Below are 16,713 nucleotides of genomic sequence, written 5' to 3' on the forward strand. Positions count from 1 at the left end.
CCAAACAGGATGTGTGCTAGGGTGTTAGGGTAATGGTAACGGTATTGTTAAAAGTGCCATTAACAATACCGTCCAGATTGTCATCAACAGCAAAAGTTACGGTGTAAGTGCCGGCAGGGAGCGCACTTGCAGAAGTATTTAAAATAGGAAAGTGGTTGATGGCAATTAATTCTCCACCATGTGCACGAATAGGCTGGTCTGACTGGATAAATCCAAGTCGATCATTTAACCAGAATGTCCCCATCGGGGTAATCGCTCGTACCCAGTAATCTACCTGATTGCCTACATAGACGCCTGGATTGAGTGACACAGTAAGTGTCACAGTATCGTTTTGTGTCAAGGTTAGGGAATCAGTGATTTGATTGGCAAAAATAGTAGGAGCGGGTAGTGATCGCTGAGGAGGGAAGGGAGAGGATGTATTATTAAAGAACCATGAGATATTGCTGCTAAAGTAGATTCGCCCACGAGTAATTACAAAATGTGACGGATTGATTGGCTCAGCGCTAATTTCACACACTGAGAAGGATGCTCTATTGTCATCGAAACCAAAGACAATATCCGCATTATCAGTGAACCCGGCAAATTCCAGCTTTAACGAATAATCGTCAGCTGTGCCTGCCAATCTGTCCAATCCGCTCATGGCCAGTCGCGCAGTAGCTACATCATCTGCAGCTAATGTTCGTTGTGTTTCACCAGCAAAAACCCCCTGTTGCATGACAGCTTCAGTATTGGGAATATCGAATAATGCGCCGACGTTACGGGCAGCATTTGCAGCAAAAGTGTTTCTAGGTGGAAGATCAGATTGATCTCGGCTATAGGTTGTAACGTCCACCTTTGTCGCGATACTAAACGGGTTGTTGTTACTTTTACGAAACCAGTGAAGATTCATGTCGTCGCCACGTAGATCGTCTCCAGAACCAATCACACCGTCAGCACCGCTATCAAGGTTGAATTGATTATCAGCCCCCCGGGTCGAGTGAGTAAAATTTCTGTCCGAGCCATTCAACCCTGATTCCGAAGCGAGATTGGGATGTCCTAGACCAATGCAATGTCCCAATTCATGCAGTGCGACCGATTCAAAATCAAACTGGAAGAGTGAATCATTGCTACCTTCATTGACGATATTATCAACCGTAGGGATCAGGTTATTCCAGGTGTTGATGATATTTTGGATAGGAATTACCATTTCCTGAGCATGGGAGGATAAGGGTGATATACCAACCGTTACAGTCAGAATTGTGCCCGTGCCTCTATAGCCCGGGGGGTGAGTAATGACATCGACGCCATATTCTTCACCAGCGAACTCAAATATTCCCGAGAAAGAGGGTGAAGCTACACTTATTACCAGTGGCAGTAATGCTAGTTGCAACCGGGTGGGCCTGAGAAATTCAAGCAGATAGCGTGTTCGTTTCATCTTGATTAATTAAATGTAAATGGCTGGCTTTGCCTCTACTGTCAAGATTTGTATGATGACATATTAGCTATCAGTCATTCATTTAATTTTTTAAGATCAGCTCGTTGCATAATCACTTGGAGCTGCTGCTGAACCGAGATCAGGTACTGAATTTCCTCGACACTGGAAAAATGCTCAGCAGTCCATTTGAGCCCACGCCAGGAAATATTTTTTTTGGTATTTGAATCTCCCGGTTCAAACATCTCAGAAGATTTATATCGATTGGGGTAAATTTCGATAAGCGTAGAGGGTGCATCTGAAATACTTTCAACAGGGGCAAGCAGTGCTCTCTGCTGTTGTTTTATTTCTTGTATCTTGTTGCGAACAAGCGTGGAATCAAATTCCAGAATTTTCCTATCTGTCAGCATATGCCATAAATTATCCAGGGCATTTGGCTCTAGATAAGCCTTATAGCTACCGGCCTGTTTCATATAGGGCGGGCGATGAACCTGTATGTAGCCATCACTGAAAATTGTCAGCGAAGCACCTTCCAGAGCTTCTCTCGTGCCCCCTAACGTTTCTCTATAGTATACGATCACTGTGTCTTGCTGATGAGTATCAGAGGCAACCGAAAGCGGAGGTAACTCGGCTGAAGTGCTTATTCCCTGAGATGTAATACCTTGAATGGTATAGAAAATCAAGAACACCCCTATTAAGAAGACTATGCATCTGCAGCATTTGTTTTTTGACAAAACGCTCATTATTGGTTACCTCCTCTTCTACCCTGTAAGAAACCTATAATATTAAAAAATTAGAGCGAGGGTTGATCAATGACGCTCAGATAGAAGCTGATTTTCCCTTGGCGGCGTTCTTCCAGATAGCGTTTCAGAGGATCATGAATGACACGGAAAGCCATTTCATCCCACGGGATTTCATGCTCATCGAAAAGCCTGACTTCCAGACTCTCTATGCCGGGAGAGAAATCCATATCCAGCAAGCGAGCCCGAAACAGAAGATAGACCTGGCTGATATGGGGCAAGCTATATGCAGCATATAGATCGCCAATCTCTACCCGTGCATTGGCTTCTTCCAATGTTTCACGGGCAGCTGCCTGAGCTAATGTTTCGTTGTTTTCCATAAAACCCGCAGGGACAGTCCACTTTCCTTGCCGAGGAGCAATTGCACGGCGGCACAACAAAATTTTGTCTTCCCATTCAGGGATGCATCCAATGATCATTTTGGGATTCTGGTAATGAATGGTATGACAGGTAGAGCAAACAAAACGTGGTAAGGTATCACCTTCTGGTATATGTAACACAACTGCGGCACTACAACTACTGCAGAATCTCATACTTTGACCTTGGTTGATGAGTGATATTCAAAGCATCAGGCTTTTCGATATCGGTGTCGATCAAATATTATTTTACTCGGAGCGATGGTTTACCGTAAAAAATCGTTTGACAAGTAATTTTCCAGATCGATCATGGACCTCAACTCGCCATTGGCCTAGTTGGCTTTTACTCAGCATTTTGCTGGAATTCGTACGCCAATTATCATTGCTGATGATGAACGGAATTTTTGCGATTTCTTTATCCTGGTAAAACCAGCTTATATTGGCTTCTTTTCCTTCTAATCCACGCAGGTGTAGAAAAAAATAGATCGGTTGACTCGCTTCCCGATCAAGCCAGACATGATCGATGTTGTCAGTGGGCTCTCGCTGTTGAATGGCGCTGGTCAATTGCGCTTTGACAACATGAGATCGATCTGTGAACGCTTGTTTTTCCTTGGTTGTCTGGTTGAGTGTTTTATACTTGGCTGCTGCAGGCTTTTTAGGGGGAATAATGTTATGCCCCAGATTTGCCGTTGCTTCAATGATGGGTTTGGGGGTGGGTTTGACTAAAGGGGTTGTGCCTGCTGTAGTCGCCAAAACCTTAGCAGTTGCATTGTCATTATTTACTGATATATCACCTGATTCAACCTCCTTGCCAGGGATTAAGCCGTCATTATGAACGGCATGAGTATTTTCTGATAAAGCTTCTACAATTGGAGTGCTATTTTCCTCAGCTAGCCACCCGTACAAAGTCCCGCCCAGTATCACCGCAAGTAACAATGCTGCTGCAGAGATTTTTCGCCAATCGAATGGAGGTTTTACCTGATCGACTGTTTCTTCCGGGCTTTCGGGTTCTTCTGGTAATTGTGAAATCTGATTAAGTTTGATGCGAATCTTGAGTTGCTGGTCATTCATAATGAGCATTGATTGAAACTGATGAGCTTTAGCTATTGTAGAGTCCAAAAGATTAAACAGCGAGAAGATTTTAATCATATCGCTGTATAAATGTGTCAGAGGGTAAGAGCTCTTATTGAGGTCTACCTGATTATCCCGGTCTGGCAAGAGATATTTCGTGTTTTAGTGATACAAAGAATCGGCTGCAGTCTTATATCCGGCTTGATTGCAGACTGTATTTCTATCTGCGGGCCCTGATGGAATTCGCCGAGAACAATCCCATCTCCGTTATTGACACCACGACGCACACTCCTGGCAGAAGTCGTCAATCGCACAAAAAATCGCTATAGTATCCATTGGAGTTTGACTCTTCTAGTGATGAAGCTCTTTCCCAAAATCGTTTCATCATAAGGAATTCCGATTCCTTTTACAGATTTTCTTACGTTGAACTCACGTTAATTCAAGTTGGTGGTAAATTTCCCGATTAAAATCGATTCGTTTCCAATTTTTCCAGAGCGATGATTTTATTTATTCTCTCTACTGAGGGAAGAGCTGAATGTTCTACCCGTGAAAATGATTATCCAGTCAATACTTTGAATATAGCGGTAGCTGTTTGTTAATCCATTAAGACTCCATTGATTTATTAAACTATTTAGATCCTTATTCCAATGGATAAAACGATTAATATCAGCAATTCTAAGCCAGACAATGTAAAGCCGAAACCCAGGCGCAGGCGTGGCCCAGCAGCGCGTATCAGCAGAGGCGAATCCCCGAAACGACCCAAAAAATATCAACCCGGTGAATTCAAGCGAAAATTATTGCTGATAGGGATAGAAACTCTCAGCCTGAGCATTACAGCGGTTTTGGTCATCATGGTGCTGCTAGGCTATTCTGCGAATCGGTTCTCGGGCACCAGTTTCTTCGGTAGTTTGCTACCGTTCGCGATCGGCGTTTTGGCATTGATACTGGTTACTTTCATTTTTTTCATCGGCTGGTGGAAACTGAGAAAATGGTTGCAGCTTCATTCTGAATTATTGACTCCGATACTATCTCTATTATTTACCTTGCTGATTACCTGGCTCGTTATCCACGGTGAGTTCTCCCTGGCTTACGGAAATTTCCGTACGCTGGTTGGAGGTAAGGAAGAAGCGGGGCGTATGACAATCGCGCATCAAGTTTATGCAGCTTATCGCAGACATGGTCCAGCACAGCTGCAAAAAATGGTTAATCGGGCTCAGGAATACCAGCAAACCATCAAAGACGCAGCCGTTGCTTTTGATGTCGATGTCAATTTGTTACAGGGTATTGCGGCCACAGAATCGTCTTTTATACCGAGAGACAGCAGTGACGGCGGACGCGGTTTATTCCAAATTACCCAAGTCCCGAAAACGGTCGTGGCTCAGGCGCTTAAGCGGCTGGGTACCGAAAAAGTCTCTCTGGAAAATCCCCGACACAATGCCTTTATCGCCGCGGCTACATTTAAACATTACCTGGCTGAAATGAAAGATGACCTCTTTTTGGCTTTATTAGCCTACAATATCGGTCCCGCTAACGGAGGCCTGCGCTTTATCATGCAGCAATACGGCGCTTCCGATTTCACAACCATTCAGCCTTATTTACAAACACTGCCGCGCGATTATCCGATACGGGTATTATCCTACTCCCTGGCGTTTCGTCTCTGGCAAAAAGAAGGTAAATTGCTCGCTTATGAGGAAGGAAACAATGCTATCCAGATACAGCGTATTGGCATACCGGGACTGCATACCGGTTCGTAATTTTTCAGCGTACGATCAATTCTTGTAGATCTTCCGGAGAGCCATAAGCAATGATCTCGACATCGCTGTCAGCTAAATTCCTGATGTGAAACCTGGCACATTCAGTTAACACATTGCACCGGAGCCCTTTGATGATATGCAAGCATGCGCTCACCAAGAAATTCTCCAGCAATAATGAATCTTGGCATCGCGGGCGAAATCCTCGGGTACCGTTACCGCGCTGATGTCATCGATGATCAAATCCGCCAACGCTTCTTTATCCAGTTTGAACCGGCGGAAGTTCGTTGAAAAATATAATATCCCACCTGGCGCCAGTAAGGCTGCGGCGTTGCGGATCAGTTGCACGTGGTCGCTTTGGATGTCGAAGGCCTCGTCCATTTTCTTGGAATTGGAAAAGGTCGGAGGATCGAGAAAAATCAGATCGAACTGCGGCTTTTGTTTTGAATTGACTTGCTCGATCAACCATTGCAGGCAATTGGCGCGCACCCGTTGGTGATCGCCGCGAATGCCGTTGAGGGTGAAATTCCGTTGCGCCCAATCCAGATAAGTGTTGGACATATCGACAGTGACGCTGGACACCGCACCGCCGATCGCTGCATGCACCGTGGCGCTGCCGGTGTAGGCGAATAAATTCAGAAAGCGTTTGCCCTTGGCTTGTTGCTGAATCAGCAAACGCATCGGCCGATGGTCGAGAAACAGGCCGGTGTCCAGATAGTCCTCGAAATTTACCCAGAACTTGCAGCCGCCTTCTTCAACGACATGGAAATGGCCGGAATCACCTTGTTTCTCGTATTGATCGGTGCTTTTCTGTTTGCGGCGGATCTTTAAAAACACCTGTTCAACAGGGATTTCCAGCACTTGGGTTATTTCCGCTATCGCCCCGGCCAGCCGCTGATTGGCCTTGGCGGGATCGATCGTTTTGGGCGGCTCGTATTCCTGCACGTTGACCCAGGTTCGCTCGCTTTGATAAACATCCACCGCCACCGCGTATTCCGGTAGATCGGCATCATACAGCCGGTAGCAATGCACCTGATTCTGTTTAGCCCATTTGGTCAGTTTTTTCAGATTCTTGCGTAAGCGGTTGGCGAACATTTCCGCCTGGCCGCCAGGCTGTTCGGTCTGAGCGCAGCGGCTGATTTGCTCGATGCGTTCCTGTTGGGATTTAGTTTCCGGTTCAGAGAAGACTTTTTCCTGGTTCTGCCACATTATCTATCTACAAAAAAGAGATTCAAGGTGAGTTTATCCTGCCAAAGTATAAAATTGTTCCGCAAAACTCAGCTTGTCACAGTGATTTGCCGCCCAGCATATTCCACCACCTGGCCATGGCGAATCTTACAGGTCTTGCGCAGCTCAATCTGACCCTCCACCTTGACTTTACCCTTGGTGATTACGATCTTGGCTGCACCGCCACTTTCGCACAGGCCGGTGATCTTCAAGAGATCATTCAGAGCAATATAGTCGCGACCTTCGAGGCTGAATTCATTCATGATTTAACCTGTTTCAGCTGGATATAGATAGCTTCGACCTTCTCTCTGGCCCACGGCGTCTTTCGCAGAAACTTCAAACAGGACTTAATGCTGGGATCCTGCTTGAAGCAATTGATATCCACTTTCTTGGCTAACCTCTCCCAGCCATATTGCGCATGCAGTTCGGTAAGCAGCACCTCCAGGGTAACCCCATGTAAGGGGTTCTTGGGTTGTGAATGATTTTTATCTTCTGGAGTGGAATCGTGCATGGCGATTATCTGGTTAACAGTTAACAGGAGCCCATTATACGCTCCCCATCCGATTGGGCGTGAAACTACTGAAGCACTTAACAAATTAACCCTGACAGCTCTCTTTACGTCTGTTTTCCAAACCATTTGAGCTTGTATCGCACCATCTTCTCAGCCAGATCGTCATAGTCTTTCCAATCCTGGTGGGTGTGGATGCGCACATGAGGGTTAGAACCGGGAATTTCTCGCATGAGAAAGGGTAAATGGTCGCGGTCACGCACGAAATAGTGGGAAAAGCGGTTCAATGCCAATGCGAAGCCCGCCTCGAACAGCGCACTGGTGACCAGTTTCTCAGGATAAACCAGCACAAACTGACGACTCAGTTGCAGTGCTTTCAGATCATCCAATACCGAAACATCGAGCGTGTCGAAATCCGAGATGCTCTCGATCTTTTCCGCGGCCCAGTATACGGACAGCCCGCAATTCTGCTTGAGGGCATCGAAGATCTTTTTGAACTGCGCCCGACTGCTTTGATAGGCCTTATCCGTTGAGAAAGCAGCCATGGGCGTGGAAAGGAACACGTCATACAGAAACTGGTCAGAACCGGCCGATGCTTTCTTTGCTGCCTGTTTCACCGCCGTCTCCAGATCTGGCCAATGGAGTGCAAACGCGTGCTGCAACTGCTTCTCGGTAAGTTGCGCCGCACCGAGCTGGTCATTGATCACAGTAACCAGCTTTTCGATTTCTTCCCGGTCGAGCAAAGTGGCATTGAACTGAGCCAGCGGACCCGACAGATCAGTGACCTTGAGATCAATCAGCAAAGGCACAATGCGCGCCTCTTCGAAACGCTTGCCAAGCGCGCCGGCTTCGTAAAGGATCCATGGGGCGGAGCAGTTGTCACGGGTCAGGCATAGAATCCCGAATTCGCATTCATCAAGCACCGAGCTTAACTCGTGGAACCAGTGACTGCCTTTGGCAATGTCGTCTGACGACAAAAAAACATCGACCGCCTGAATGACATTCGGCAACCAGTCTTTCATGGCTTTAGCCACCTCGTGACTGGCCTCTCCGGACCAACTGACAAATACCTTCATATCCTGTTTCTCTCAATCAATCTGTCGCACAATACACAATGGCGAGTTGCGAGAATCTTGTGCTGGTGAATAAGCACAGTTGAGCCTGAATAACGCTCCTTCAGTCGCATCAGGAAGAACAGACTCAAATGAAGCGTCTTTTCTTGCCATTGATTTAATTAATCACTTTATTGTAAGGAAAGACTCTCTAGCGCTTTTTCATGATTCCATTTTCCGTGAAAGAGATGACCTTTTTTCTCGGGTGTACGGTCGCTGGTCCAGGTCAGATATTTGCCATCGGGCGTAAATACCGGCAGGCCGTCAAAACCTTCCTTGTCCGTCACACGCACGGGCTCTTTTTTGCCTTCCGCATCGACGATGTAAAGCTCAAAGTTCCGGTGTCCATGGACGTTGGTTGAGAAAATGATGTATTTTCCGGAAGGATGGTAGAAGGGCGCCCAGGACATCATATTGAGATGGGTAATTTGTTTCTGGTCCGATCCATCGATGTTCATGGTAAATATTTCCGCTTCTCTGCCATTGGCTGAAAAGCGGCGCCAAACGATTCTCTTGCCATCCGGGCTAAAAAATGGACCGCCATCATAGCTTTGTGTATGGGTTAATCTTTTTACGTTGGAGCCATCCGCATTCATGATGTATATATCGATTAAAGAGGAAGGATCCTTTTTGAAAAGCGCTGTTTCTTCCTCGGATAATTGTTCGGTGTAGGCCCTGCGATTGGAGGCGAATGCGATCAGTTTGCCATCGGGAGACCAGGAGGCTTCCGCATCATAGCCCAGGGTATTGGTGAGGTTCCTGATCTTTCCACCTTCAAAATCAGTCTCATAGATATCATAAAACTCATCATAATCCCAGGCGTAGGATTGCCGTTCGCCGGATTTTCTTCTTTCAATTTCGGCGGTCATCTTGGTTTTGGCATCAGGGTCTTCATGGGTAGAGGAAAACAACACTTTTTCTTGTGAAGGATGCACCCACGAACAAGTGGTTTTACCGGTACCGGGCGATACTTGCTGAACTTTTCCACTCACCAGATTCTTCAGGTAAATCTGATAAAATGGATTTTTATCGGATACTTCAGCCTGATAAGCCATCCACTGCATATCTGCACGATAATAGGCTTCGCCGACTCTGACTTCCTTATCTGAAAGCTGATACTCCTCGGTAATAAAATCTGCTGCACTGGCAGGGACTGCGGTAAAGAAAAAAAGCGCTGCTAACAGTTTCTTGATCAATAATGGAGAATCAGTAAAAGAAGATTTCTGTGTAAAATTTTTCATTTGACTTATAAGCCTCGTTGCTAAAGAAAAATCATTTAAACATAGCTTTAAAAAGAAAGTAAACAAGATGTCATTTCCAACAAGCTGTTCCGGAAGGGTTTGGTGATCACGTCAATATCCGTCAGAATAAGTTGAATAACAAATAGCTATAAAATTTAAAGAATGAAAAAATCGATCAAATTGAGTGTGACATGGGGTTTCATCATCAGTTGCTTACTCTATGGCGTAACGGTGTTTGCAAGCAGTGAGACATTTCATCATCAGATGGAAATTACGCTCTCGCCGGATACTTCTGAGATCCGGTTAAAAGATCAGGTGCGCGTTCCGGAACGCTACCGGAATCAACCAACAGCGATTCAGCTTGATTTCAGCCTGCATGCCGATTTAACGGTGACTGAAGTGGAAGGTGCGCATCTTACCTTACAGAAAAGTAATGCTGCTTTGAGTGCCAGACCGGTTCCATTAAAACTGTACACTTTGACCTTGCCGCCACAACAAGAAGAATTTACTTTAACTTTCAACGGAAAAATCAATCACGCCGTGCAAGGCCCCGCTCTGGAATACGCACGCAGTTTCAGTTACACCCCTGGGCTCATCTCAAATGAAGGGGTTTTTCTGGCCAATTCTACCGCCTGGTATCCGCAGTTTGAGGATGTCATGGTGTCATTTAACTTGAATATTCAAGTACCAGCCGACTGGGACATCATTAGCCAGGGCACCTTGGTGCGTGAGCAAAAAACAAAAACGACCCACAATGTGATTTGGGAAGAGAAACAGCCACAGGATGACATCTACATCGTAGCGGGGCGATATCAGCGCTACACACAATCAGCGGGCGCGGTGAATGCATTCGTTTATTTGCGCAGTGCGGATGAAGCATTAGCCCAGAAATATCTGGATACCACCGCTCAATATATTGCCATGTATAACAAGCTGCTGGGGCCTTACCCGTATTCAAAATTTGCTCTGGTCGAGAATTTCTGGGAAACCGGCTACGGCATGCCTTCTTTTACGCTACTTGGCCCCAAAGTAGTTCGTTTTCCTTTCATTCTGCATTCTTCCTATCCGCATGAAATTTTGCATAATTATTGGGGGAATGGCGTATTTGTCGATTATGCCAAAGGGAATTGGTCGGAAGGATTGACTGCCTATCTCGCTGATCACCTGGTGAGCGAGCAAGGCGGCAAAGGTGAGGAGTATCGCCGTGATGTGCTGCAAAAATATACTGATTTTGTGAGTAAGGAAAAAGACTTCCCCATTGCTCAATTTACTTCGCGTCATAGCTCCAGCTCAGAAGCCGTGGGCTATGGAAAAACCATGATGTTTTTTCACATGTTGCGGCAAGAGCTCGGGGATGAGGACTTTGTCCGGGTGTTACGCGCTTTTTATAAACAGTTTAAATTCAAGCAAGCCACTTTCGAGGATTTAAAGACGACCTTTAACTCACTCACTGGCAAGGATTTTTCTCCGTTTTTTAAGCAATGGGTATATCACAGTGGCGCTCCCAATCTCTTGCTGCAAGATGCACAAGCCGAACCCACAGCCCAAGGATTTAAGCTCAAGGCGGTCATCAAACAAACCCAGCAAGGCATACCCTACCAGCTCACTGTGCCTGTCGCTGTTCATCTGCAAGGGGAAGCGCAAGCTTATCAGACTCAAATCACCCTCAATCAGCCTACCCAAATGATCGAACTGGATTTGCATGCGCGACCCGTGCGCATCGACATTGATCCGCAGTTTGATGTGTTCAGGCGTTTGGATAGCCGCGAAATCCCTTCCGCCTTGTCCCAAGGATTTGGCGCGGAAAAACCCTTATTAGTGCTGCCAGCTAAAGCGGATGAGGAAATATTACAGGCGTATCAGTTGCTGGCAACAAATTGGCAAAAAACCCAATCCGGTCTGCTGGAAGTGGTGCGCGATGATCAACTGAATACGCTGCCCACCGATCGGACGGTCTGGATCATGGGCTGGCAAAATAGATTCAGCCAGGCGTTGGTCACGACTTTGTCAGGACAAGGTGTGGCTTATCGCTCAGGCGCGCTGCAGCTGGATCAGCAAACTTATCAGCAGGCAAAGCACGCCATTGTCCTGACAGCAAGACAACCCGCCAACCCGGATAAAACCCTATTATGGGTGGCATCCGATCATCCCAAGGCGATTGCAGAATTGGCCAGAAAGCTGCCGCATTACCGCAAATACAGCTACCTGGTCTTTGAAGGCGATGAGCTGACTAATGTGAACAAAGGTCAATGGCCTGTTACTCAATCACCCTTAACCCAGTTGATCAAGCAGAAAGATGAGGTATCGTTTACTTCCACCCACGTGGGCACTTTGGCACCCCGCCGCGCACTGGCGGAGTTACCCCCGCTGTTTTCTGAAAGCCGCATGCTAGTGGATATCACCCATTTAGCCAGCGAAGCCTTTAAAGGACGTGAATTGGGCAGTCCGGAATTGGATACCGCCGCAGAGTATATCGCACAGAACTTTCAGCAGGCTGGCCTGCTGCCCGGTGGAGATGACAACAGTTATTACCAGATCTGGCAGCAGGATGTGGGCGCACCGAAAGGAAAACTCACTTTGCGTAATGTAATCGGAATTTTGCCTGGCACTAATCCAGAATTAGCCGGGCAAAGTCTGGTGATTGGTGCGCATTATGACCACCTAGGCATGGGCTGGCCGGATGTGCGCGCCGCTAACCAGGGGAAAATTCATTACGGTGCAGATGACAATGCCAGCGGGATTGCAGTCATGCTGGAGCTGGCGCGGCAGATCGCCGCTAAGTGGCAACCGCAACGCACCATCATTTTTGTCGCTTTTACTGGTGAAGAAGCCAGTCTGCTGGGTTCAACGCATTACGTTAACAATGCAATAAACTATCCGGTAGAAAAAATAGCCGCGATGCTGAATCTGGATACGGTAGGGCGGTTGGGCAACAATCCGGTTACCCTGTTCGGCGCTGGCACTGCTCGTGAACTGGTGCATGTTTTTCGCGGCGCAGGCTTTGTCACGGGTATTCCCATCAACGCTGTGCAGAATGATTTCGGTTCCAGCGATCAGGCCGCTTTCATCAAAGCGGGCGTGCCTGCCGTCCAGTTTTTCGCCAGCGCACATGAAGACTATCACGCTCCCGGCGATACCGTAGATAAAATCGATGCAGCCGGACTCGTGAAAGTGGCTGTCATCCTCAAGGAAGCAACCGAATATCTGGCCAATCGTCTCGAACCCCTGACCGTCGCTTTACCATCACACAATGCGCAATCTGAATCAGTACCGGTAAAAGATAAACGCAGGGTCAGTCTTGGTACGATGCCGGATTTTTCCTATCAGGGTGAAGGCGTGCGTGTGGATAACGTCATCCCAGGTTCCCCCGCACAACAGGCGCAGTTACAGGCAGGCGACATTCTGATTCAACTGGCGGGCCAACCGATCAGTGACCTAGCATCGTACGCAAATATCCTGAGAACTCTCCAAGCAGGACAGAAAACTGAATTGCAATATCGTCGCGCGGATCAAGCGAATAGCGTTGAGGTGATACTGGCTGAGCGTTAATGGCGCTATAGTCCATGAGTCCATGATTCTATTTTGCCAAATGTTTTGGGTGGCAAGATGACATTGCTGAAGCTGCCTCTGCAGCCGCTTAAAACAGCTTTGTAAAGATGAGAAGTATCGACTCCTCGCGACAAAACAATTTAAGGGGGATTTTGAAATGACGATGGAAACGGATAGTTTCCTGCAACAAGCCTTTGTGGATGGCCATCTACAGATTATCGCAAGCGGCAGGACTGAAAAGATCCGCTACGTTGCCGTCAATGTGATGGAAAAGTGGAGTGATCCTGAAGAAAAGATACGCGCCACTTACTATGCTGAACTGATCTACCGTTACGGCTACAAGTCCGAGTGCATTGGTGTCGAGGTTATACCGTGCCCGACCGTATCCCGGTGGATCGTGCTGATCTCTTGGTTTTCCGCGATAAAGAGCGAATCAAGCCCTTTGGTGTCATCAAGTGTAAACGTGACGCTGTTTCTGATACCGAGTTCAAGCAAGCCGTGGAGCAAGTCTTCGGCAACGGCTACGCTCATAAATTCAGCGATTCATGGGGCCGCGTAAGCGACCTCATTTTGCCGCTTTGAGCGGCTCACAAAACACAACGAACAGTTCATTGTTGATGCCTCGCGTGCAGCTGGAGTTCTTTCCATCGCGCTTGTTGCTGAAGAGGGGGCGCTGTGGTTGGGCATGTCGCGGTATCCCTTGTTTCCATTTCAGATGGGGCTAACATCTGGTTTGGCCTTGGCCCTATATCCGTCAGTCCTGAGCGACAAGGACAGGGTATCGGCTCTTGTCTCATACGCGAGACGCTTAGATTGCTTGAGGAACGTGGTGCTGCAGGTTGCGTGGTGCTGGGTGACCCTGCTTATTACAAGTGTTTTGGTTTCAAGCCAGAATCCGGTCTTGTTCTTCCTGATGTTCCACCGGAGTATTTCTTAGCAATTTCGTATGGTCGGTCTTTGCCCCGTGGAGTAGTCACTTACCATGATGCATTCAGCGCACGACGCTAAATTAAACAAGGCCCCGGCCTCCAGGTAGGGGCGCTTGCTTGATGAAAGTAGAATTCTTCAATGTTAGCGAAAGTTGTCGCTCCTGGTCTCCTGCCTACCACGACACTTGCACAGCGCTGGCTTTGCCCGGGTTGGTTCAATCAAATGACGAAGGATTAAAGCTTCTCTAAATCGCCAGCGCCATTAGGCATAGACACGTTGCCCTTCTGCTCAAAGGGAACACTGCCCAATCCCTGCAGGAAGAGTCGTCCAGATAGTCGGTAGTCCACCTTGTCGCGGCTGGATTTCTGCAATTCACCGAGTTGTTTCCATATCATTCCAAGGGTGCTGGTCGCTTTCATTTCCATCACCGTTTCACCCAGGCGTGGCACGATTACGACCTTATCGGACAGGCCCTTGGCGAAAGCTACTCCATTGAGTTCGACATCGAAGGTAATGCCATTGATATGCAGAGCTATGTCATTAGGGTTCTGGATGCGCATCTTGAGGATGAATCGCTGCTCCAGGAGACCGAATTCAACAAGCTCAATCCCAGCCAAGGTGATATCGGGATTATGCTTTATTCCGGCTAGTTGAGTGCAACCAGCTACTAAAGCAGCCATAACCAGAAACAGCTTCAGAATAATGCGTTCCATACCATTCTCCAAATAAAAAATCGCATTTAAACAAAAAAAACAGGTTAATCGTTGTATCCACAGCTCATGGCGAATGCTTGCTGGGACTGATGTCTTAACGGCTTGAGGTGAGCAGGTTTCACTGAGGCAATACAGATTGTCCTACTTTCTTCCCATTCTATGACCACCTGCAAACGACACATTCCTGCCGATGGCGAAATTCGCAAAGGGACACTGAGTGGATGGTCGATCTTAGCCGAATTCAGTCAATCAATGTCAGGTTGGAATGGCTGATCAGAATAACTACCAATCATCCTATATCATCGTCCCCGCGATTCTGAACCTGATCGCTGAAATCAGCGAGATGATCGGTTGCTATACTGGCCCTGGCAGAGCAGAGTCTGACTCCGGCCCTGCGTCGGGAGAATCGTATCCGTACAACGGTTGGCTCCGATTCAATTGCTTTAATTAAGCCCTTGTCATCTGTTTGTTTACAGCCAAGTTATAACGAAATTTGCAGATCAATCGTGCGCTAGCAGGCGGGTTTATGTACTTTATTCAGACTTTTCACCGCCTTTAGGCCCCCAGAAAACAACCCAGGTAGAGAAATCAGGTGAAAAATTCTCAAAGCGATGTTCGACATGGGCTGGAACAAAAAATACCGTACCCGCTTCAAATGGATGACGTTCACCCGCCACGACAAATTCACCCTGTCCAGAATGAATAAAATAGAGTTCATCCTGATCGTGCGGAGTTTGTATATCTGTGCCACGAGGCGCATATAACTCGACAGACATTGAACCATGCGCAAACGCTAGCGCGAATGGTTCACCCATCGGCCATTCCTGGGTTGCGTTACCCGGTATTTGTTTCAAAAGATCAGGCACAGTTGCTTTCATGGATAAAATATAAAATGAGGTATAAATTAATGATAAGTATGATTCAGGTGTTTACAGTATTGTAATTCTTACAAATCAAAAGAGGCACTCTTGATTGATCTTTGGCCATGCTTATCTTGAATGACCCTGCCTTGATCAGCCGTATTACCAATTTAGAATCGCTTTGTCGCCGACCGCATACTTCATGATTCATGCTAGAAAGCTTTGCAGTACAAGGGTGGCGTTGAGTCGTCGAGTGCGACGGGGGTGCTTGATTGGAATCCTTACTTCAGTGTTTGGAGGCCGTGTTCCCGTCATCCTTGGCTAAGAGATGATGCCGATTTGGCTTTTTCATAAGGAAATAGAGCTATTCACTTTACTGTTTGCCTCCTTATTGTGGAGTGAGGTGTTGCAATTTCTCATCGTGTACCTCAGTACAATATTTTTTTCTGCCACCCTGAAATAAAGTTTTATTCAATATCCTTCCGTCATTATGATGGAGCGCTCAGGGCTTAGAGCATTCTGGAAGTCATCGAATGGCATAGAGGGAGGAGGGGAGCGAAAACCTGAAATTCTGAAAAGCTGGAGGGTGATCAGGGTGACAGTTTTTCAGGTTTTTAGAGTCCCTGTTTTCCGTCGTGTGATCCCGCTCGCTGCTTCGCTGTCAGCCTCACTCTCAGCAGTCCATACAGCGCAAGGATAACGTCGAGTCGCCGGATATTTCACAGGAATTTTTTCTACTGCAAATGAGCGCTGCACCCTTAGGTCATCATAGGAGCAAAACATCATTCTGCTGTTTATCAAGAAATCAGTATTAATGTTTTGAACACAAGATCCTTAGGAGAAACAAAAATGCCTCGAATCATCATAATCATTGTATTTATGATTAGCTCCATATCATTTGGGAATGATGAAGATGCTGCAAAGGATAGCCGTATCTATCAAACAGATTCAATCGGCACTATCAATCCAAATAAACCCTCATTGGTCATTCAGAAAGATGGCCGAATCCTGCCTGCCGATAGCATTGGGACGAAGATTGATGGAAGTAGAGATCAATACAAAATAATCGGCGACAGAATCTATGAGACGGACTCATTGGGCACCGCTAAGCATGATAAATCACAGAGGATAAAGTGATCGGATCAATCGACTGCCTTATTACCGGTATTGTTATTGTTTATGAT

The 16,713-nt window shown here is 46.9% G+C and carries 16 protein-coding genes; 5 read left to right on the forward strand and 11 right to left on the reverse strand.

Annotation, left to right across the window (positions count from 1 at the left end; genetic code table 11):
• Window positions 1-16: 16 nt before the first annotated feature.
• The 4 genes from BLW34_RS03570 to BLW34_RS03585 form a co-directional block, all read right to left on the reverse strand.
• Window positions 17-1,414 carry a hypothetical protein gene (locus tag BLW34_RS03570; RefSeq protein ID WP_090575707.1) on the reverse strand — a complete coding sequence of 466 codons (1,398 nt, stop codon included), beginning with the start codon at window positions 1,412-1,414 and terminating at the stop codon, window positions 17-19.
• A 74-nt stretch (window positions 1,415-1,488) separates the two neighbouring features.
• Complete coding sequence (locus BLW34_RS03575; RefSeq protein ID WP_143037857.1) at window positions 1,489-2,094, reverse strand: hypothetical protein; 606 nt, start codon at window positions 2,092-2,094, stop codon at window positions 1,489-1,491.
• Between the two features lie 110 nt (window positions 2,095-2,204).
• A complete protein-coding gene (locus tag BLW34_RS03580) occupies window positions 2,205-2,744 on the reverse strand; it encodes an NUDIX hydrolase (RefSeq protein ID WP_090575713.1) in 540 nt (179 codons plus the stop codon).
• A gap of 72 nt (window positions 2,745-2,816) precedes the next feature.
• Window positions 2,817-3,647, reverse strand: coding sequence for a DUF2914 domain-containing protein (locus BLW34_RS03585; protein WP_177165948.1), 831 nt, complete (start codon window positions 3,645-3,647; stop codon window positions 2,817-2,819).
• A gap of 638 nt (window positions 3,648-4,285) precedes the next feature.
• Between BLW34_RS03585 and BLW34_RS03590 the strand changes: the two genes are divergently transcribed.
• Complete coding sequence (locus tag BLW34_RS03590) at window positions 4,286-5,392, forward strand: lytic transglycosylase domain-containing protein (RefSeq protein WP_090575719.1); 1,107 nt, start codon at window positions 4,286-4,288, stop codon at window positions 5,390-5,392.
• A 150-nt stretch (window positions 5,393-5,542) separates the two neighbouring features.
• Here the strand turns inward: BLW34_RS03590 and rlmKL are convergent, their stop codons facing one another.
• The 5 genes from rlmKL to BLW34_RS03615 form a co-directional block, all read right to left on the reverse strand.
• Entirely contained in the window at window positions 5,543-6,598 is a 1,056-nt protein-coding gene (rlmKL, locus tag BLW34_RS03595) for a bifunctional 23S rRNA (guanine(2069)-N(7))-methyltransferase RlmK/23S rRNA (guanine(2445)-N(2))-methyltransferase RlmL (protein WP_256203557.1), read from the reverse strand.
• A 68-nt stretch (window positions 6,599-6,666) separates the two neighbouring features.
• Window positions 6,667-6,879 carry an RNA-binding S4 domain-containing protein gene (locus BLW34_RS03600; protein ID WP_090575722.1) on the reverse strand — a complete coding sequence of 71 codons (213 nt, stop codon included), beginning with the start codon at window positions 6,877-6,879 and terminating at the stop codon, window positions 6,667-6,669.
• Window positions 6,876-7,127, reverse strand: coding sequence for a VF530 family protein (locus BLW34_RS03605; RefSeq protein WP_090575839.1), 252 nt, complete (start codon window positions 7,125-7,127; stop codon window positions 6,876-6,878). The genes BLW34_RS03600 and BLW34_RS03605 overlap by 4 nt, the downstream gene beginning before the upstream one ends.
• A gap of 104 nt (window positions 7,128-7,231) precedes the next feature.
• Complete coding sequence (locus tag BLW34_RS03610) at window positions 7,232-8,200, reverse strand: toll/interleukin-1 receptor domain-containing protein (RefSeq protein WP_090575725.1); 969 nt, start codon at window positions 8,198-8,200, stop codon at window positions 7,232-7,234.
• Between the two features lie 167 nt (window positions 8,201-8,367).
• Window positions 8,368-9,477 (reverse strand): TolB family protein, encoded by a 1,110-nt coding sequence (locus BLW34_RS03615; protein ID WP_090575728.1) that lies wholly within the window; start codon window positions 9,475-9,477, stop codon window positions 8,368-8,370.
• Window positions 9,478-9,639: 162 nt separating this feature from the next.
• Between BLW34_RS03615 and BLW34_RS03620 the strand changes: the two genes are divergently transcribed.
• From BLW34_RS03620 to BLW34_RS03630, 3 genes are all read left to right on the forward strand, one after another.
• Window positions 9,640-13,026 carry a M20/M25/M40 family metallo-hydrolase gene (locus tag BLW34_RS03620; RefSeq protein WP_090575732.1) on the forward strand — a complete coding sequence of 1,129 codons (3,387 nt, stop codon included), beginning with the start codon at window positions 9,640-9,642 and terminating at the stop codon, window positions 13,024-13,026.
• Window positions 13,027-13,183: 157 nt separating this feature from the next.
• A complete protein-coding gene (locus BLW34_RS03625) occupies window positions 13,184-13,585 on the forward strand; it encodes a hypothetical protein (RefSeq protein ID WP_143037858.1) in 402 nt (133 codons plus the stop codon).
• Window positions 13,586-13,701: 116 nt separating this feature from the next.
• Window positions 13,702-14,034, forward strand: coding sequence for a GNAT family N-acetyltransferase (locus tag BLW34_RS03630; RefSeq protein WP_218138762.1), 333 nt, complete (start codon window positions 13,702-13,704; stop codon window positions 14,032-14,034).
• Between the two features lie 155 nt (window positions 14,035-14,189).
• Here the strand turns inward: BLW34_RS03630 and BLW34_RS03635 are convergent, their stop codons facing one another.
• Window positions 14,190-14,669 (reverse strand): LEA/WHy family protein, encoded by a 480-nt coding sequence (locus tag BLW34_RS03635; protein WP_090575739.1) that lies wholly within the window; start codon window positions 14,667-14,669, stop codon window positions 14,190-14,192.
• 533 nt (window positions 14,670-15,202) lie between these two features.
• On the reverse strand, window positions 15,203-15,535 hold the full coding sequence (locus BLW34_RS03640; RefSeq protein ID WP_256203558.1) for a cupin domain-containing protein: 333 nt from the start codon (window positions 15,533-15,535) through the stop codon (window positions 15,203-15,205).
• Between the two features lie 843 nt (window positions 15,536-16,378).
• Between BLW34_RS03640 and BLW34_RS03645 the strand changes: the two genes are divergently transcribed.
• Complete coding sequence (locus tag BLW34_RS03645; RefSeq protein ID WP_090575745.1) at window positions 16,379-16,666, forward strand: hypothetical protein; 288 nt, start codon at window positions 16,379-16,381, stop codon at window positions 16,664-16,666.
• The last annotated feature ends 47 nt before the right edge of the window (window positions 16,667-16,713 follow it).

The sequence above is a fragment of the Nitrosomonas sp. Nm58 genome (genome assembly GCF_900107335.1).
Lineage (GTDB): Bacteria > Pseudomonadota > Gammaproteobacteria > Burkholderiales > Nitrosomonadaceae > Nitrosomonas.